This is a genomic window from Nonomuraea sp. NPDC049419 (genome assembly GCF_040676995.1).
GTDB lineage: Bacteria > Actinomycetota > Actinomycetes > Streptosporangiales > Streptosporangiaceae > Nonomuraea > Nonomuraea salmonea.
The window spans coordinates 663,261-681,452 of the sequence record NZ_JBFAQB010000001.1; the positions used below are offsets into that span (position 1 = coordinate 663,261).

Sequence of the window (18,192 nt, forward strand, 5' to 3'; positions counted from 1 at the left end):
CGCCCACAGCTGAGGAGATCAGATGGGCACGCTCGGTTTCTGGAGGCTCGCGCAGGCGGATCCCGAGTGGATCGCGGCCGTGGACCCCGACGGCACCCAGCACCGCGCGGGCGACCTCCTCGCCCGCTCCAACCGCCTCGTGCACGGGCTGCGCGCGCTCGGCCTCCAGCCGGGCGACGGCATCTGCGGCCTGGTGCCCAACGGCGCCGAAGGCCTCGTCCTCTATCTGGCGGCGCTGCAGGCGGGCTGGTACTACACGCCGGTCAACTGGCACCTGACCGGACCGGAGATCGCGTACATCGTCTCCGACAGCGAGGCCCAGGCGTTCTTCGTGCACCCGCGCTTCCTCGCCGAGGGCATTCGCGGCGCCGAGGCCATCGCGCCCGAGCGGCGGTTCCTGACGGAAGGCGAGGCCGGCGGGTTCCGTCCGATGGGCGAGCTGGCCGGCGGGCAGCCGGACACCGCGCCGGAAGGCCGCACCGCCGGCGCCACCATGCACTACACCTCAGGCACCACCGGCAAGCCCAAAGGCGTCAGAAGGCCGCTCAGCGGGATGGATCCGGACGACGCGGCCGAACTGATGACGTTCCTGCTCACGTTGTTCGGCATGACGCCGGGCCGCCCGAACGCCCACCTCGTCACCTCGCCGAGCTACCACACGGCGGTGACCCAGTTCGGCGGCACCGCCCTGCACATGGGGCACACGCTCGTCTACATGGACAAGTGGGACGCCGAGGAGATGCTGCGGCTGTGCGAGCGCCACCGCATCACCAACTCGCACCTGGTGCCCACCCACTTCAAGCGGCTGCTGGCGCTGCCGGAGAAGACGCGCGCCGCGTACGACCTGTCCTCGCTGCGCTGGATGATCCACGCCGCCGCGCCCTGTCCCGTACCGGTGAAGTGGGCGATGCTCGACTGGTGGGGCGACTGCGTGTACGAGTACTACGCGGCCACCGAGGGCGGCGGCACCATCGCCGCGCCCGAGGACTGGAAGGCGCACCCCGGCACGGTCGGCAAGGCGTGGCCGATCAGCGAGCTGCTCATCGTGGACGACCAGGGCGAACCGGTGCCCACCGGCACCCCGGGCACGATCTACATGAAGATGATGGGCGCCACGTTCGAGTACAAGGGCGACCCCGACAAGACCGCCGCGAACCGCCTCAAAGACCACTTCACCGTCGGCGACATCGGTTACCTGGACGAGGACGGCTTCCTCTACCTGTGCGACCGCAAAGCCGACATGATCATCTCAGGCGGGGCCAACATCTACCCGGCCGAGATCGAGAACGAGCTCATGGTCCACCCCAAGGTGGCCGACGTGGCCGTGTTCGGCATCCCCGACGAGGAGTGGGGCGAGCAGATCAAGGCCGTCGTCGAGCCCGCGCAGGACGCCGAGCCGGGCCCCGAGCTGGAGGCCGAGCTGCTGGCCTCGCTGGAGGGCCGCCTGGCCAGGATGAAGTGGCCCAAGAGCATCGACTTCATCGCCGAGATGCCCCGCGAGCCCAACGGCAAGCTGCTCAAACGCAAGCTCCGCGCCCCGTACTGGGAGGGACACGACCGTGCCATCTGATCCGCTGGTCGCGCAGCACGTCCTGGAGTTCCCCGGCGGCTACACGCGTACGACGGGGCCGGTGATCGGCCGCTTCCTCAGCGAGTTACGCGCCCGCCGCCTGGTCGGCGTGCGTACGGCGGAGGGCCGCGTGCTGGTGCCGCCCCTCGAGTACGACCCCGCCACCGGCGAAGCCGTCACCGGCGAGTACGTCGAGGTCGGCCCGGCCGGCACGGTCACCACGTGGGCCTGGGTGGACGAGCCGCTCCCTGGACACCCGCTCGACCGCCCCTTCGCCTGGGCGCTGATCCGCCTCGACGGCGCCGACACCGACCTCGTGCACGCCCTCGACCCCGGCAACCCCAAGGCGCTGCGGCAGGGCATGCGGGTCTGGCCGGTGTGGCGCGACCGGCCCAAGGGCCACATCACCGACCTGTCGCACTTCGTCCCCGAGGTCACCCAGATCGTCTCCGACGTCCGCGCCGAATACCGCCTCCAGGCCGGTGGCGCGCTGCGGGTCTTCCTCGAAGGCGTCGAGCGAGGCGTCCTCCTCGGCGGGCGCTGCGAGCGCTGCGCCAAGGTGTACGTGCCGTACCGGGCGGCGTGTCCCGAATGCGGCAGCGCCCTCCCGGACGCCTTCGACGTGCCCGACACCGGGACGATCACCACGTTCGCCATCAACAACCTGCCCGACCCGCGGGCCCCGCAGGTGCCGTTCGTGTCGGCGTACATCCTGCTCGACGGCACCGACATCCCCATGATCGCGCTGGTCGGCGACGTGCCCGCCCACGAGGTGCGCCAGGGCATGCGGGTCAGGGCGGTCTGGGTGCCCGAGAGCGAGCGCACGGCGTCCATGGCGAACATCCGCTGGTTCGCCCCCACCGGTGAGCCCGATGTGGAGCTGTCATGAGAGATGTGGCCATCGTCGCGTTCGCCCAGACGCGGCACACCGATCACGACACCGGCCTGAGCGAGCCCGAGCTGATCAGCCCGGTCATCAACGAGATCAAGGAGCGCACCGGGCTCACCAGGTTCGGCTTCACCTGCTCGGGCAGCTGCGACTACCTCGCGGGAGCGCCGTTCTCGTTCGTCTCGGCGCTCGACGCGCTCGCCGCCTGGCCGCCGATCTCGGAGAGCCACGTCGAGATGGACGGAGCCTGGGCCCTGTACGAGGCGTGGGTCCGCCTCCAGCACGGCGACGTCGACTCGGCGCTGGTCTACGGCTTCGGCAAGTCGTCGCTCGGTGACCTGCGCACGATCATGACCCTGCAGCTCGACCCCTACTACCTGGCTCCGCTCGGCCTCGACCAGCTCTCCTACGCCGCGCTCCAGGCCGCCGCCGTCGGAGCCGACCCGGGGGAGCTGGATGAGATCGTCCGGCGGAGCAGGGCGGACGGGCGCGGCAACCCGTACGCGCTGGATCTGCCCGAGCCCGAGCCGGGCGGCGAGGACTACGCCGTGCGGCCGCTCAGGAAGATCGACGTGCCGCCCGTCACCGACGGCGCGGCGGCCGTCGTGCTCGCCGCCGGCGACCTGGCCAGGCAGCTGTGCCCCAGCCCTGCCTACATCACCGGCATCGCCCACCGCATCGAGCCCCACTACCTCGGCCTGCGCGACCTCGCGCGGTCCGGCTCCGCCGCCGACGCCGCCCGCGCCTCCGGGGTCGCCAAGGGCCCGGTCGAGGTGGCCGAGCTGCACGCCCAGTTCCCGCACGAAGAGGTCATCCTGCGCGAGGCACTGGAGCTCGGCGGCGACACCCTCGTCAACCCCTCGGGCGGGCCGCTCGCCGCCAACCCCGTCATGGCCACCGGCCTCATCCGCATCGGCGAGGCCGCGCGGCGCATCCACGACGGCGCCGCCCGCCGCGCCGTCGCCCACGCCGCCGCCGGCCCCTGCCTGCAACAGAACCTCGTGACCGTCCTGGAGGCCCGATGAACAGGTGCGCGGTCATCGGCGTCGGCCAGACCCGCTACACCACCAAGCGGCGCGACGTCTCGCTCGCCGGGCTCGTCCGCGAGGCGGCGCAGCGGGCACTCGACGATGCCGGGCTGACGTTCAAGGACATCGACGCCGTGGTCGTCGGCAAGGCGCCCGACCTGTTCGAGGGCGTGATGATGCCGGAGGTGTACCTCGCCGACGCGCTCGGCGCGGCCGGCAAGCCGCTGATGCGGGTGCACACCGCGGGCAGCGTCGGCGGCTCCACCGCCATCGTCGGCGCCTCGCTCGTCCAGGGCGGCGTGCACGACCGGGTGCTCGTCGTCGCCTTCGAGAAGCAGTCGGAGTCGAACGCCACCTGGGCCCTGTCCACCCACCTGCCCTTCAGCTCGTCCCTCGTGGTCGGCGCGGGCGGCTACTTCGCGCCGCACATCCGCGAGTACATGCGCAGAACCGGCGCACCCGGGCACATCGGCACGCTCGTCGCGGTCAAGGACCGGCTGAACGCGCTGAAGAACCCGTACGCGCACCTCAAGATCCCCGGCATCGACCAGAAGATGGTCGAGTCGACGCCCATGCTCTGGGAGCCCATCCGTTACCTGGAGACCTGCCCCTCCAGCGACGGGGCCTGCGCGCTCGTGCTGGCCTCGGAATCGGCCGTCACCGGCACGCCCGCCTGGGTGCACGGCGCCGCCATGCGCTCCGAGCCGATCTTCCGCGCCGGGCGCGACACCGTCAGCCCGCAGGCCGGCAAGGACTGCGCCGCCGACGTCTACCGCCAGGCCGGCATCACCGACCCGCGCAGGGAGATCGACGTGGCCGAGGTCTATGTGCCGTTCTCCTGGTACGAGCCCATGTGGCTGGAGAACCTCGGCTTCGCCGCCGAGGGCGAGGGCTGGAAGCTCACCGAGTCGGGCGCCACCGCGCTCGACGGCGACATCCCGTGGAACGCCTCGGGAGGGGTGCTGTCCAGCAACCCCATCGGGGCGTCGGGACTCATCAGGTTCGCCGAGGCCGCGCTGCAGGTGCGCGGCATGGCCGGCGAACACCAGGTGGACGGCGCCCGCACAGCGCTCGGCCACGCCTACGGCGGGGGAGCCCAGTTCTTCGCGATGTGGATCGTCGGACGGGAGAGACCCTGATGGAGTTCAACCACGCTGACCTGTTCGAGGGGCTCGCGGACACGATCGGGGAGCGCACGGCCGTCGTCTGCGGCGATGAGCGGCGCACGTACGCCGAGCTCGAGGCCGAGGCCAACCGGCTCGCCCACTACCTCATGGACCTCGGCATCCAGCCGGGACAGCACGTCGGCCTGCACCTCTGCAACGGCGTCGAGTACGTCGCCGGGCTGCTCGCCGCGCTCAAGATCCGGGCCGTGCCGATCAACGTCAACTACCGCTACGTCGAGGCCGAGCTGCTCTACCTCTACCGCGACGCCGACCTGCGGGCGCTCGTCTACGACGTCGAGTTCGAGCCCCGGGTCGCCGCCGTCGCCGGGCAGGCGCCGCTGCTCGACCACCTCATCGCCGTGGGCGGGCCGCCCTCGATCGGCGGGGCCGTGACGTACGGCGCCGCCCTGGAGCGCGGCCGGCCGGACCGCGGCTTCCCGGCCCGCTCCGGCCAGGACGTCTACATCATCTACACCGGCGGCACCACCGGCTTACCCAAGGGCGCGATGTGGCACGTCGAGGACCTGTTCATGGGGTTCGGCGGCGGCAACCCGTACGGCGAGCCGCGCTCCACGCCGCAGGAGGTCATCGACGAGGCGGTCAAGGCCGACCCCATGGTGATGATGGCCGCGCCGCCGCTCATGCACGGGGCCGCGCAGATGGCCACGTTCATCGCGTTCTGGATGGGCTCGACCATGGTGTACGTCCGCAAGTTCGACGCCGCCGAGGTCCTGCGCACCATCGAGCGGGAGCGCGTGACCACCGTGAACATCACCGGCGACGCCATGGCCAGGCCGCTCGCCGAGGAGCTGGCGACCGGGTCGTACGACGTGTCCTCGCTGTTCGTGATCAGCTCGACGGGGGCGATCCTGTCCGGCGCCGTCCGCGACCGCCTCCAGGAACTGCTGCCGAACGTCATGATCCTCGACAACTTCGGCTCCACCGAGTCCGGCTACACCGCCTCGGGCGTGGCCGGCTCCTCGCCCGAGAAGGGCCTGCGCTACCAGCCCAACTCCGTCGTCAGGCTGGCCGTCCTCGACGAGGAGAACCGGCCCGTCGAGCCCGGCTCAGGGCGGCTCGGCACCGTCGCGCGGTCGGGTCGGGTGGCGTTCGGCTACTACAACGACCCCGAGAAGACCGCGCGCACGTTCGTCACCTCCGATGACGGCACCCGGTGGCTGCTCACCGGCGACCTCGCCACCGTCGAGAAGGACGGCACGGTGAACGTCTTCGGGCGCGGCTCGCAGTGCATCAACACCGGCGGCGAGAAGGTGTTCCCCGAGGAGGTGGAGGCGGTGCTCAAGGGGCATCCCGGCGTGTTCGACGCGGTGGTGACCGGGGTGCCGGACGAGCGCTGGGGCAACCGCGTGGCCGCCGTCATCGAGCCGCGGCCTGGGGTGCCGGTGACGCCTGAGGAGCTGGACGCGCACTGCCGGACGCTGCTGTCGGGGTACAAGGTGCCTCGGACGTACGCGTTCGTGGACGAAATGGTCCGCTCCCCGGCCGGCAAGGCCGACTATCGGTGGGCTCGGGAAACCGCAGAAAACGTTTGAAGGCTTTCGCCTGGGCTGAACCCGAGTGGCTCAGGTCGTGTGGCGTAGTTCGTCCTGGAGAGCCTGGGCTTCTGGCGTCCTGCCGGCTTCCTCCAGGAGGGTCAGCCGTCGCTGCAGTACGTCGCGGAGCAGGCCAGCGGGGGCGTCGTCACCGGGGAGGCCGCGCAGCAGGTCGGCGGAGACGCGCAGCGCGGCGTCGGCGGCGTCGTCCCGGCCCAGCTCCTGCTGGCACATGCCGAGCCGGGCGTGCGCGACCGCCCGGGACAGCGGGTCGCGGGTCACCTGCGTACCGCGATGGAAGACCAGCCCGGCCTCCAGCGCCCGGCCCGCCTCCATGAGCGCGTCGCCCAGCATGAGCATCGCCCTGGACAGCAACCCGGCCTGCATGGGGTTGCCGGGCGAGAACCGTTCGAGCGCCGCCACCGCCTCCCGCAGCGGCTGCACCGCCTCAGCCGGCCGCTCCCGCATCCTGAGCGCCCCGGCCAGCGTCAGGCACGCGCCCGCCCTGCTGGTGTGCAGGGCCTGCGCGTTCGTGCCCGTGGCCAGCAACTGGTCGTAGATCGTGATCGCCTCACGCGCCCTGGCCTCCGCCTCGGCGCCGTCGTCCAGGCCGAGCAGGGGCAGCAGCTCGGAGCTCTGCGCCAGCGAGTCCGCCAGAACCGCCCGGTACGTCACGTCGCCCGGCATCTTTCTGGCCACCGGGATCAGGCCCTCGACCAGCGTGTTCGCCTCGGCCAGCGCGCCCAGCATCATGTGGCACCTGATCAGCCGCTGGGTGGCCAGCACCTGCTGGACGGTGCCCGGCTCGTGGTGGTCCGCGGCGATCCGAGCGTACTCGGCGGCCTCCTCAGGCCGTCCCTCCGCCAGCAGGTCGTCCGCGATGAGCGCGGCCGTCTCGGCGGCCGCCTGCGGCTCCGGCAACCGTCTGAACAACTTCAGTGCCTCCACGAGGTGCGCCGAGGCCTCCCGCCGCCGCCCGAACGCCCTCAGCACCCGTCCGCGCACCTGAATCGCCCGCGCCCGCACCAGCGGCAGCTCCCCGCCCGCCTCCTCGGCACGGTCCCCCTCGGCCAGCGCCCACGCGATCGCCTCCAGCGCCGCCTGCGGCCGGTCGAGCGCGGCCAACGTGGACCCGAGCCGCGCGAACACCGCCGCCGCGACACCCGGATCATCCAGCTCATCGCACAGATCAGCGGCCCGCTCGCCATGCGCCAGCGCCTCCACCGCCCGCCCCTGGTCGAGCAGCGCACCGGCGTAGTGGTGCAACGTCTCGGCCAGCGGACGCGGATCACGCTCATCAAGCAACGCAATGGCCTGCTCAAGCACGGGCAGTGCGGGTCGTGCGGCGGCGAGGGTGGCGAGGGCGTGGCCGAGGGGTTCGCGGTAGGCGGGGGAGACGGCGGCGAGCCCTCGGTAGACGCGGACGCACAGCTCGGCCACCTGCACCGCGCTCGCGGCGTCGCCCGCCCGCGCCGCCGCCGCGCCGAACGCCGTCAGGCACCGGCCGTACCGGCCGTGGGCGTCCGTCCCGCCTTCCGCGCTGAGCGGCACCTCACGTTCAAGCGCCTCGGTGAACGCGGTCAGCGGCCCCACCAGCCCGCCGACGTCCACGAGATCGTGCTCGGCCCCGTCGGCGAACCGACCGGCAGCCGCCAGCACCTCACCCGCGAACCCGGAAAGCGCCCCGATGAGCGCATCGAGCGCATCCGCCCCGGGCAGCGGACGAATACCAAGAATCCGCGCATACAACACAACCCCAGCCGCCGGCCCCTCCTGCTCCACCCGCAACCGCGCCAACCGCACCAGCGCCAGCACATGCACACCCATGAACTCACCCGGCACCCGCCCAGCCGGCCCCGCCGTTGCGGAGGGGTCCGGCGTCCGCCCGGCCGGTCCCGCCATGCGGCCCACGTTCGAGGGCTGTCCGGTGAGGCCCGCCAAGGGGGTTGCGTCCGGGGCCTGCGTGGTGAGGGCCGCCATCGCGGTGGTGCCCTCGGTGAGGCGGGCTTCGGCGGCGTCGGGTTCGTGCAGGTCGGCGAGGCACAGGCCGGCCAGCTCCAGGCAGGCGGCGGAGAGGAGCCGTTCGTCGTCGTTGCCCGGTGCGGGCAGGAGGCCGAGCGCTCGGTCGACGGAGGCCAGGGCGCCCTCGGGGTTCTGGCGGGCGAAGCGGATTCCGGCCTGCAGCCGCAGGGCGCCGGCCAAAGCCGATGGGCGGGCCGCGCCTTCGGCCACCAGGGACGTGTACAGGCCGACCAGGCGGTCGGCCGCCGCCTCCGCGTCCGAGGGGCAGTCCGCGCGGGAGAGGGCGACGGCTTCGAGGATGAGCAGCTCGCCCAGCTCGGCCCGGGCGCCCGCCTGCGGGCGGCTCGCCTCGATGGCGGTGAGCAGGTGCGGGATGGCCTCCTTGTAGCGTCCGAGACCGACCAGCGAACGGCCCAGCGCCGCCGCCACCATGCCCACGGCGATGGCGTGCGGGGCGGCGGGCGCGGCATGACGTTCGAGCAGCTCGGCCGCCTGCATGGCCAGCGCGAAGCCCTCCCCGGCCCGCCCCGTGTCCGCCCAGACCCGGGCAAGGTCCGCCTGAGCCGACAGGTACGCATGGATGCGCTCGATCTCCGGCGTACCGGCGCTTTCCACCGCCTCCCTGCACTCGGCGAGCCGCCGCTCCGCCCTGGCCACCGCCTCCTCGGGCCGGTCGAGCACCATCCGCAGCAGCCACGGCTCGTCGGCGGGCCGGTCCGCCTCTCCGCCCCTGCGCAGCCGGGCCCGAACCTCGGGGCCGTACCGGCGGTAGGAGGGGTCCTCGACGCCCAGCACGTCGTACAGCTCGGCCGCCATCTCCAGCTGGGCCAGCCCGTCGGCCGTCCGGCCCAGCCCGTCGAGGCAGAGGCCGAGCAGCCGCCGCCCCCTCGCCTGGATCGCCATGTGCCCCTCGGACGCCTCCACCGGCACGGCCATGGCCTCCTGCAACGGCCCGAGCGCGTCCTCAGGGCGGTCGTCGATCAGCAGCAGCTCGCCCAGGTCGAGCAGCCGGTCGGTCAGGGCGGGCCGGTGCTCGGCGGGGTCGAGCGTCACGAGGGCCCGCAGGTTCCGTACGGCCTCCGCCGCCGCCCTGATGGCCGCGTCCAGGTCGTCGAGTCCGGCGTGCAGCCTCGCCACCAGGCCGGCCGCCGACGCCAGCATCGCCCGCAGCTCCGGCTCCGCACCCGCCAGCCCCCTCAGCCGGGCCACCGCCTCACCTGCCGGAACGAGCGCTTCGGCCGGCCTGCCGTTGCCCTCCAGCCAGGCGGCGACAAGATGCAGCCGCTGCGCCACCTCCCGATGCGTCGGCGCCGCACCCCTGACCGCCGAGGTGACCGCCACCGCCAGGCAGGCGGCCAGCTCAGTCAGCACCTCAGCCGTACCGACCTGGTCGAACGGCATCAGCGGCTCCGGCCCCGCCACCGCCTCATGCCCCGCCCCCGCACCCCACTCCAGCCCACCCGCACCGGTCCCGGTGAGACCGCCCCGCCCGGCCCCACCCATCTCACCTGTGCCCGTCCCGGCAAGCCCACCCGCAGCGGTCCCCAGGAAACCGCCCCGCCCGGCTCCGACGAGGCCGTCCGAACCTGCCCTGGCAAGCCCGACCCCGATCGCCCCGGCTGTACCGCTCCCGCCGACCCCAGCAAGGCCGCCCCGAACTGCCCGACTTTCGCCTGCCCCACCGGGGGCACTTCCCCCTGGCCCGGTGAAAGCCCTCTCGCTGTCCGCGTGCGTCAGGCCGCTTTCACCGGGCGGAGCGGGGTCGCCCGCGCCTTCCCCGGTGCGGCCGCGTTCGCCCGGCCCGGTGGGGTTGCTCGCGTTCGCCCCGGTGGTGCCGGTGCCTGGGTCGGCGACGCCGCCTGGGCCGGCGTGGGCGTTCCAGGTGGGGCTGGGCTGGGGGCCGGTGCTCGTCCCGGTTTGGGCGAGGGTGAGGAGGGTGGTCAGGTGGGAGGCGAAGCCGGGGTGGCCGCCGGCGCCTTCGAACGCCGTCACCGCCTCCTCCAGCCGGCCGCTCTCCAGCAGCGCGCAGGCCACGTTGTACTGGGCCCGGGCGGCAGGCCCCGCGTAGCGGGGGTCGTCTTCGGCGAGGATGTGGAAGCGGGTCGCCGCCTCCTTCGCGGGCTTGATCGCCCCGCCCGCCTCGCCGCCCAGCAGCAGGTACGCCCCCAACCCGAACAGCGCCTCCGCCTGTCCCACCGCGTCCTCGTACGGGGGAGCGCCGGCGTACAGCTCCACGGCCTCCGCCGCCGCCGCGACCGCCTCGCCCACCCTGCCGACGGCCGCCAGCCCCCGCGACCACCACGCCAGGGCACCGGCCAGCGCGACCCGCTCCCCGGTCGCGCGCCGATGCCGCACGGTCAGCTCGGCGAGCGTCACGTCCAGCGCCCGCAGGCCGAGCCCGCCGTTGCGCAGCCCAGGACCGGCGTTCCCCGGCTGCGCCACGGGGAGGGCGGCCACCGCCTCGGCGAGCTGCCGGTCCCCGCCGCACAGGACCAGCGCCGCGTTGACCGCGTCGCCCAGCCTGCCGCCGGGATCGCCCACGGCCGCCGCGACCAGCCGGCCGATGCGGCTGGCGATCAGCGACCACAGCGCCGCCCTGACCCGTTCGCGACCGGCGGCGAGCCGCAGCACGTCGAGCATCCGTACGAGGTGCGCCGTCGTCCGTGCCTCGTGATCGTGGACGGCGAGGACGAGCGCGTCGAGATCCTCCGTCCCGTCCAGCAGCTGTTCGCCCACCACATCGAACCCCTGGGCCGGCACCCCCACCCGCTCCAACCACCGCGCCACCTCCTCGGCCACCCCGCCCTGCCGGTCCATGGAGGCGGCGCCGGGGTAAGCGGCGTCGTCGGGGTGGGCGCGGATGCCGGGGACGGCGGTCAGCAGGGCGGGGAGTTCGTCGGGGCGGGGGGCGGTGAGCAGCAGGACGGCCACCGCCTGTCGTCTCGCTGAGTGCCCGAGCCGCTCCGGCCCGCCCGGCCGATGGCCGCCCAAACCACCGAACCACGCGAACCCCTCCGACGGGTGGGCGATCGCGTCACCGTGTTCGTCCAGCCGGGGTTGGGGAGCGGTCGGTCGTTCGTCCTCGGGGTGGGGCTGCCACAGACGGGACCAGCGGGCCGACTCTCGGGTCAGGAAGCGGTCGATCAGGGTTGCGCCGCTGACCTGGGGGTCGCCGTCCAGGTGCAGTAAGGCCGCCAGGTGGACGTGGAGGGGGAGGCCGTATTCCGGGTCGTCGAGGCGGGGTGGGGTGGGGAGTCCGGCTCGGCCTGGGGCGAAGGCGCGCATGGCGGCCAGGGCGTGGTCTTCCCGCTCGGGGAGCGTCAGCGGGTGGGCGTTGAGCTGGATTCTCGTGGTGTTGAGGCGTCTCAGGCGGCCGCCTGCTGCTGTGTCGAGGCGGCGCCACCAGTCGGGGTCGCCGGGTTCGCGGGCCACCAGCAGAAGTCGTATGCGGGGGTTGCGGCCGTGCTGGGCCAGGCGGCGGATCAGCTCTCCCACCAGAGGGGCCGATGGCTCCGGGCCGTCCAGGACGACGAGGGTCGGTCTCAAAGCCTCCAGGCGGAGCACCTGTCCGGACGGAGGTGTTCTCAGGTCGCTGGGTGGTGGTGCGGAGAGGATGGCGGCGAGGGTGTCCAGTGGGAGGAAGCCCGCGTCCCAGCCGGCCGATTCCAGCTCGGCGCAGAGCTCGGCGGCCAGTCGGGTCTTTCCCGTGCCGCCTCGTCCGGTCAGTACGGCGATCGACAACGCCGCCGCCTCCGCGGCCCACGCGTGCAACTCCGCGAGCGGCGCCTCCCGGCCCAGGAACGGCACCACTGCATGCCGAGCAACCACGTCCGCCCAGTGGCCGCTCACCGAGACAGGCAGGGGGACGACCGGTGAGGCCAGGACGTCCGGGACGGGCGGTGCCGGTGGGGGGTTGTGGGCGGGGGGCAGCAGGGTGGGGAAGGCCACGGCGGGGGTCAGCAGGGTGGCAAGAGCCATGGCGGGGGTGCCGGGGATGGTTTCGAGGCGCCAGGGGGCGACGCCGGTCAGGTCGCGGAAGCGTTCGTCGGCGAGCAACGCGCTCACCGGGACGACGTCGAGACGGCGCGGCGCGTACCCGATGACCACGCCGACGATCTGCCCGGCCGGCTCGGCGAGCAGCGCGGCGCCGGGCAGCCCGTGCCAGAGCGCCGCCGGGCGGGTCTCGAAGCCGGGGCTGACCACGCGGGCCGTCAACGTCTTGGACACGGCGCTCGCGGGCGGCTCCACCAGCCCGGACACCGTCTCAGGCGCACGTGCCCCGCCCCGCTCCCCGGCCTGCCCGTAGCCGGACGCCGCGCAGCGCGCCGTCGCTCCCGCGACGCGGCCCCAGCGCGTGTGCTCGATGTCGGCCAGCGTCGCCCAGGCCGGTTCCGGTACGCGCAGCAGCACCGCGTCCGCGCCGCCCCGGCCCCGCCACACGGGCTCGGCCGGCAGCCAGCGGTCCGACCACGCCGGGCGTACGTGGCACGGCCCGCCCGCGTCCACGACCTGCCCGGAGGTCAGCACGAGATCGGCACCGATCGCGTACCCCGAGCCGGTCACGCCGACGACGTCGTCATGACCGGAGAAGACCTCGGCGACCCGTTCGAGCCCGAGGCTGTGCGGTGGCGTGTGCATGGGTCCGCCTATCAGCTACGTCCCGGCGTGCCTTCCCCCTGATCAGCGGCTGATCTAACTCACTATCGCACTATGGCCAGGAAATTTCCTGGCTTGTCACGCCTTCTCCGTCGTGAGCCACGCCGCCATCCCCAGGTACACGAGCCCGCTGCCCACGTCCAGCCGCCGCCGGGCACGGGCCGACCCGCGCAGCCGGCCGGCCAGGGCGGAGGACAGCAGCGCGTACGCACCGTCGGACGCCACCCCGAGCACCACCCACAGGAGCCCGAGCAGCAGGATCTGCGGCCCCACCGGCCCGGCCTCCGGGTGTACGAACTGCGGCAGGAACGCCAGGAAGAAGATGGCCGTCTTGGGGTTGAGCACGTTCACCACGAACCCCTCCCAGAACAGCCGCCGCCGCGTCTGCACCGGCAGCTCCACCGGCGTGTCGTCGTGGCCCCGGCGCATGAGCTTGCGTACGCCGAGCCAGAGCAGGTAGGCCACGCCGACGTACTTGACCACGGTGAACGCGGTGGCCGACGCGGCCAGCAGGGCGCTGATGCCGAGCGCCGCGGCGGCCACGTGGACGAGGGAGCCGGCGTGCACGCCGAGCACCGAGATGATGCCCGCGCCCCGGCCCTGGGCGACGCTCCTGGTGACGATGTAGAGCACCGCCGGTCCCGGGACGATCAGCAGCCCGAGGGTGGCCGCGCAGAAGAGGGCGAGGGTGGTGATGTCCGGCATGAGGCCATCGTAGAAACGGCGTCAACGACTTTTCAGAGGCTCTGGGTGAGGGCGGTGAGGAGGGCCTGGGTGGCGGGCGGGTGGGGTGGTTCGCCGTAGACGGCGGCGTACACGTGTCGCACCGAGCCGGGCACCTCGCGTACCCGCACCTCGGGATGGCGGTGGGCGGCGAGCGCGAGGCCGGGCAGCAGCGTCACGCCCAGGCCGGCGGCCACCAGCGCCTGTACGGCCACGATGTCGTCGCTGGTGAACCCGATCCGCGGCTCGAAGCCGGCCTTCGCGCACACGTCGAGCAGGTGGCTGCGGCACCGGTCGCAGCCCGCGATCCAGGACGACCCGGCGTGGCCGGCGGGCGCGCCGGGCTCGTCGGCGGCCAGCAGATAGCTGGGGTCGTCGAGCAGGTGGACGAGGTGGAGGCCGTTGTCCTCGGGCGCGGTGTCGTCGTACCGGAAGATGACGGCGACGTCGACCCGTCCGGCTCGCAGCAGCCGCAGGGCCTCGGGCGGCTCGACCTCGGTGAGCTGCAGCCGCAGCCCGGGATGGGCGTCGGCGAGCAGCGTGGCGGCCTTGGGGATGAACGTGCCGAGCGCGGAGGGGAAGGACGCCAGCCGGACCCGCCCGGACCGCAGCCCCACGTGCGCGGCCAGCTCCTCGGCGGTGGCGTCGAGGCGCTCGATGATGTCGGCGGCCCGCTCGGCGAGCAGCCGGCCCGCTTCGGTGAGCCGGATGCCGCGCCCGGCGCGCTGGATGAGCTTGGCGCCGGTCTCGGCCTCCAGCCTGGCCAGGTGATGGCTGACCGAGGGCTGGGAGTAGTGCAGCTCCTTGGCGGCCTCGGTCAGCGAGCCCTTGCGGGCGACCGCGAGGAGGACGCGCAGACGAGCGACATCCAGCATTCATCAAGCATATCTATCGATCAACCACAAGACATCTGTTGGACCTATCAGTCGAGGTGAGGGACCGTGGAAGGGAAGGCAGCGGACGGACCTCGGCAGGGGGTTCACCATGAAGACCGCCACCACCGGACCAGGCACCGGACCAGGCAGGGGACCAGGCGCCGGACCGGGCACCCGACCAGGCACCCGATCAGGGCTGGACGTCCTCGTGACGGGCGTGTCGCGCATCGTCGCCCGCGACCTCGGCGCAAGACCGACCGCCTTCGCGGTCGCCGACCTGCTCCGCGACCACCTGCCCGACCTCGACGTGCTCACGCCCCACGAGCGCGAGGGCTCGCCCGGCGGCTACGTCTCGCACGTCCTGCACGCCGAGGACCGCTTCTCGATCTGCGGCGTCGTCTGGCGCCCCGGCCAGGAGACCCCGGTGCACGACCACGTGTCGTGGTGCACGTTCGGCATCCTGAGCGGCATCGAGGACGAGATCCTCTACCGCGACATGGGCGACCACCTGATCGAGATCGGCCGGGCCGCGAACCACCCGGGCGAGGTCAGCGGGTTCGCCCCGCCCGGTGACATCCACAAGGTGCGCAACACCAGCGACGAGGTGGGGGTGTCGCTGCACGTGTACGGGGCGGACGTGGCCAGGCTGGGCAGCAGCGTCCGCCGCGTGTACGACCTTCCCGTGCGTTAGACCCCGAGCGCGGACGGCAGGCTCAGCTCGTGCAGGAACAACGCCTCAGTCGTGGCGACCCGGCGCAGCTCCTCAAGATCGACCCGCTCGTTGGGCGCGTGGATGGCGGCCTCCTCGTCCTCCGCGCCGAACAGCAGGATCTCGGCCGCGGGGAACTGCTTGAGCAGGGTGCTGACCAGCGGGATCGAGCCGCCGGCGCCGACGTCCCTGGGCGGGCGGCCGAAGGCGCGCTCCATGGCGCGGTTGAGCGCCGAGCGGGCCTTGCCGCCGGAGTCGGCCTGGAAGCCGGCGCCCACGGTGTGGTCGCCGAACGACACCTGCACGCCCCACGGCGCCACCTGGCGCAGGAAGTCGGCCACGGCGTCGATCGCGGTCTTGGGGTCGCTCGCCGGAGGCACGCGGACGGTCACCCTGGCCCGCGCGACGGGCTGGACGGCGTTGATGGCGCCGGAGACGGTCGGCACGTCGAGGCCGGTGACGGTGATCGCGTACGACGACCAGAGCCGGTCGGCCAGCGACCCCGACCCGACGAGCGAGACGCCGTCGAGCACCCCGGCGGTCCTCCTGAACTCCTCCTCCGACGGACCCTGCCCGAGGAACGACCCGCGGGGCAGGCCGGGCACGCGCACGTCGCCGTTCTCGTCGTGCAGCGCGGTCAGCATGCGCATGAGGGCGGCCAGCGCGTCGGGCGCGGCGCCGCCGAAGGAGCCGCTGTGCACGGGCTCGCGCAGCGTGCGCACCTCGATGGTGAACGCGGCCATGCCGCGCAGCGAGGTGGTGACCGCCGGGTCGGCGACGCGCGGATTGCCGGTGTCGGCGACCACGATGGTGTCGGCGCGCAGCAGCTCGGGGTTGCGCTCGACGAACGCCTCAAGCCGGTCGCCGGCGTATTCCTCCTGGCCCTCGATGATCACCTTGATGCCGACGGGGAAGCGCCCCTGGAAGGCGCGCAGGGCGGTGACGTGGGAGATGACGCCTGACTTGTCGTCGGCGGTGCCGCGGCCGTAGAGGCGGCCGTCGATCAGCGTCGGCTCGAACGGCGGTGTGCGCCACGCGGCGGGGTCGCCGGCGGGCTGCACGTCGTAGTGGGCGTACAGCAGCACGGTCGGCATGCCGGGCGGCGCGGGGGCCTCGCCGTAGACGGCCGGGAAGCTGCCTTCGACGGGCACCTGCTGCACGCGCGGCAGCCCGGTGGAGCGCAGCAGCTCCTCCGTCATCTTGGCGGCGGCGAACACCGGCTCTTCCGGGTGCCCGGGGAAGGCCACGGAGGGAATGGCGGCCAGCCGCTTGAGCTCCTCTACGGCCTGCGGCATCGCGGCGGAGACAGCGTTCTCGATCTGGTCAGGAGTCACGGGACGGTCCCCCGGGGGTCGTTCTCAACAGTCGCGCCCGTCGCCGGGCGCTCACGGCAGTTTCGGTCTCATTGGACCACAACCGGTCCTGTCCTGCGGAAACGGGACAGGTCGCGGTCCTGACCCGCGGGCTAATCTACCTGCGGATTTCGTCGTGGTTACATAAGGGTTCTGCGGATCCCGATTTTCCTGCATATTGCTGCGACCGATTCGCTTGGCAACCCCGCAGGTGAACGTGCAGACTGTGGGGAGTTCAGACACGAGGGAAGATAACCATGACGCAGCCGGAACTCGACGTCCTGAAAGCCGCGCAGGACAACCTGTGGTTGCACTTCACCCGACACAGCGCCTACGAGCAGTCCGAGATCCCCACCATCGTGCGCGGTGAGGGGTCCTACATCTACGACATCCACGGCAAGCGCTACCTCGACGGTCTGGCGGGGCTCTTCGTCGTCCAGGTGGGTCACGGCCGGCAGGAGCTGGCCGAGGCCGCCGCCAAGCAGGCGCAGGAGCTGGCGTTCTTCCCGCTCTGGTCCTACGCCCACCCCAAGGCGGCCGAGCTGGCCCAGCGGCTGGCCGCCCACACCCCCGGCGAGCTCAACCGCGTCTTCTTCACCACCGGCGGCGGCGAGGCGGTCGAGACCGCGTGGAAGCTCGCCAAGCAGTACTACAAGCTCGTCGGCAAGCCGCTCAAGCACAAGGTCATCAGCCGGCAGATCGCCTACCACGGCACCCCGCAGGGCGCGCTGTCGATCACCGGCATCCCGGCGTTCAAGCAGATGTTCGAGCCGCTCGTGCCGGGCTCGGTCAGGGTGCCCAACACCAACCACTACCGCGCCGACGAGATCACCGGCGTCCCCGGCATGACCCCCGAGCAGTACGGCCGGTGGGCCGCCGACCGGGTGGCCCGCGCCATCGAGATGGAGGGCCCCGACACGGTGGCCGCCGTCTTCGCCGAGCCCGTCCAGAACGCCGGCGGCTGCTTCCCGCCCCCTCCCGGCTACTTCCAGCGGCTGCGCGAGATCTGCGACGAGTACGACGTGCTGCTCGTCTCCGACGAGGTCATCTGCGCCTTCGGCCGCCTCGGCACCATGTTCGGCGGCGAGAAGTTCGACTACGTGCCCGACATCATCACCTGCGCCAAGGGCCTGACCAGCGGCTATTCCCCGATCGGCGCCATGATCGCGCACGAGCGGCTGTTCGAGCCGTTCAAGGACGGCGACACCATGTTCGCCCACGGCTACACCTTCGGCGGCCACCCCGTCTCCGCCGCCGTCGCGCTGGCCAACCTCGACATCTTCGAACGCGAAGACCTGCTCGGCCACGTCACCGCCAACGAGCCCCGCTTCCGCCAGACCCTCGACGACCTGCGCGACCTGCCGATCGTCGGCGACGTGCGCGGCTCCGGCTACTTCTGGGGCATCGAGCTGGTCAAGGACAAGGCGACGAAGGAGACGTTCGACGCCGAGGAGTCTGAGCGGCTGCTGCGCGGCTTCTTGTCGAAGGCGCTGTTCGACGCCGGCCTCTACTGCCGGGCCGACGACCGCGGCGACCCGGTCATCCAGCTCGCGCCGCCACTGATCGCCGGGCAGAAGGAGTTCGACGAGATCGGCGAGATCCTGCGCGGCGTGCTCACGGAGGCGTGGGCACGGCTATGACACCCTCCC

The 18,192-nt window shown here is 72.8% G+C and carries 11 protein-coding genes; 7 read left to right on the forward strand and 4 right to left on the reverse strand.

Features of this window, described 5'->3' with window-relative positions:
• Nucleotides 1-22: 22 nt before the first annotated feature.
• The 5 genes from AB0K12_RS03190 to AB0K12_RS03210 are packed head-to-tail and all read left to right on the forward strand — an operon-like array spanning nucleotide 23 to nucleotide 6,206.
• A complete protein-coding gene (locus tag AB0K12_RS03190; RefSeq protein ID WP_364555200.1) occupies nucleotides 23-1,570 on the forward strand; it encodes an acyl-CoA synthetase in 1,548 nt (515 codons plus the stop codon).
• The gene (locus tag AB0K12_RS03195) at nucleotides 1,560-2,459 is read left to right on the forward strand and encodes an OB-fold domain-containing protein (RefSeq protein ID WP_364555201.1); all 900 of its coding nucleotides are present in this window, start codon (nucleotides 1,560-1,562) and stop codon (nucleotides 2,457-2,459) included. Before AB0K12_RS03190 ends, AB0K12_RS03195 begins: the two co-directional genes overlap by 11 nt.
• Nucleotides 2,456-3,484 (forward strand): lipid-transfer protein, encoded by a 1,029-nt coding sequence (locus AB0K12_RS03200; protein ID WP_364555202.1) that lies wholly within the window; start codon nucleotides 2,456-2,458, stop codon nucleotides 3,482-3,484. Before AB0K12_RS03195 ends, AB0K12_RS03200 begins: the two co-directional genes overlap by 4 nt.
• Complete coding sequence (locus AB0K12_RS03205; RefSeq protein WP_364555203.1) at nucleotides 3,481-4,626, forward strand: thiolase domain-containing protein; 1,146 nt, start codon at nucleotides 3,481-3,483, stop codon at nucleotides 4,624-4,626. The genes AB0K12_RS03200 and AB0K12_RS03205 overlap by 4 nt, the downstream gene beginning before the upstream one ends.
• On the forward strand, nucleotides 4,626-6,206 hold the full coding sequence (locus AB0K12_RS03210; protein WP_364555204.1) for an acyl-CoA synthetase: 1,581 nt from the start codon (nucleotides 4,626-4,628) through the stop codon (nucleotides 6,204-6,206). Before AB0K12_RS03205 ends, AB0K12_RS03210 begins: the two co-directional genes overlap by 1 nt.
• A 30-nt stretch (nucleotides 6,207-6,236) precedes the next feature.
• On the opposite strand, the gene AB0K12_RS03215 is transcribed toward AB0K12_RS03210, so the two are convergent.
• The 3 genes from AB0K12_RS03215 to AB0K12_RS03225 all read right to left on the reverse strand — a co-directional run bounded on the left by AB0K12_RS03215 (nucleotide 6,237) and on the right by AB0K12_RS03225 (nucleotide 14,482).
• Nucleotides 6,237-12,866 carry a tetratricopeptide repeat protein gene (locus AB0K12_RS03215; protein ID WP_364555205.1) on the reverse strand — a complete coding sequence of 2,210 codons (6,630 nt, stop codon included), beginning with the start codon at nucleotides 12,864-12,866 and terminating at the stop codon, nucleotides 6,237-6,239.
• Nucleotides 12,867-12,962: 96 nt separating this feature from the next.
• Nucleotides 12,963-13,589 (reverse strand): LysE family translocator, encoded by a 627-nt coding sequence (locus AB0K12_RS03220; RefSeq protein WP_364555206.1) that lies wholly within the window; start codon nucleotides 13,587-13,589, stop codon nucleotides 12,963-12,965.
• 32 nt (nucleotides 13,590-13,621) lie between these two features.
• Nucleotides 13,622-14,482 (reverse strand): LysR family transcriptional regulator, encoded by an 861-nt coding sequence (locus AB0K12_RS03225; protein ID WP_364555207.1) that lies wholly within the window; start codon nucleotides 14,480-14,482, stop codon nucleotides 13,622-13,624.
• Nucleotides 14,483-14,699: 217 nt separating this feature from the next.
• Here AB0K12_RS03225 and AB0K12_RS03230 point away from each other — a divergent pair, with 217 nt between their 5' ends.
• Nucleotides 14,700-15,173, forward strand: coding sequence for a cysteine dioxygenase family protein (locus tag AB0K12_RS03230; RefSeq protein WP_364555208.1), 474 nt, complete (start codon nucleotides 14,700-14,702; stop codon nucleotides 15,171-15,173).
• Here AB0K12_RS03230 and AB0K12_RS03235 read toward each other — a convergent pair.
• Nucleotides 15,170-16,525 (reverse strand): dipeptidase, encoded by a 1,356-nt coding sequence (locus tag AB0K12_RS03235; RefSeq protein WP_364555209.1) that lies wholly within the window; start codon nucleotides 16,523-16,525, stop codon nucleotides 15,170-15,172. The two genes, AB0K12_RS03230 and AB0K12_RS03235, sit on opposite strands and share 4 nt — an antisense overlap.
• A 275-nt stretch (nucleotides 16,526-16,800) precedes the next feature.
• On the opposite strand from AB0K12_RS03235, the gene AB0K12_RS03240 reads away from it, so the two are divergent.
• On the forward strand, nucleotides 16,801-18,183 hold the full coding sequence (locus AB0K12_RS03240) for an aspartate aminotransferase family protein (RefSeq protein ID WP_364555210.1): 1,383 nt from the start codon (nucleotides 16,801-16,803) through the stop codon (nucleotides 18,181-18,183).
• The last annotated feature ends 9 nt before the right edge of the window (nucleotides 18,184-18,192 follow it).

Coding starts and splice junctions, on each gene's coding strand:
- AB0K12_RS03200 (WP_364555202.1), top strand. CDS start 2,456: ATGAGAGATGTGGCCATCGTCGCGTTCGCCCAGACGCGGCACACCGAT.
- AB0K12_RS03220 (WP_364555206.1), bottom strand. CDS start 13,589: ATGCCGGACATCACCACCCTCGCCCTCTTCTGCGCGGCCACCCTCGGG.
- AB0K12_RS03240 (WP_364555210.1), top strand. CDS start 16,801: ATGACGCAGCCGGAACTCGACGTCCTGAAAGCCGCGCAGGACAACCTG.
- AB0K12_RS03205 (WP_364555203.1), top strand. CDS start 3,481: ATGAACAGGTGCGCGGTCATCGGCGTCGGCCAGACCCGCTACACCACC.
- AB0K12_RS03210 (WP_364555204.1), top strand. CDS start 4,626: ATGGAGTTCAACCACGCTGACCTGTTCGAGGGGCTCGCGGACACGATC.
- AB0K12_RS03190 (WP_364555200.1), top strand. CDS start 23: ATGGGCACGCTCGGTTTCTGGAGGCTCGCGCAGGCGGATCCCGAGTGG.
- AB0K12_RS03225 (WP_364555207.1), bottom strand. CDS start 14,482: ATGCTGGATGTCGCTCGTCTGCGCGTCCTCCTCGCGGTCGCCCGCAAG.
- AB0K12_RS03215 (WP_364555205.1), bottom strand. CDS start 12,866: ATGCACACGCCACCGCACAGCCTCGGGCTCGAACGGGTCGCCGAGGTC.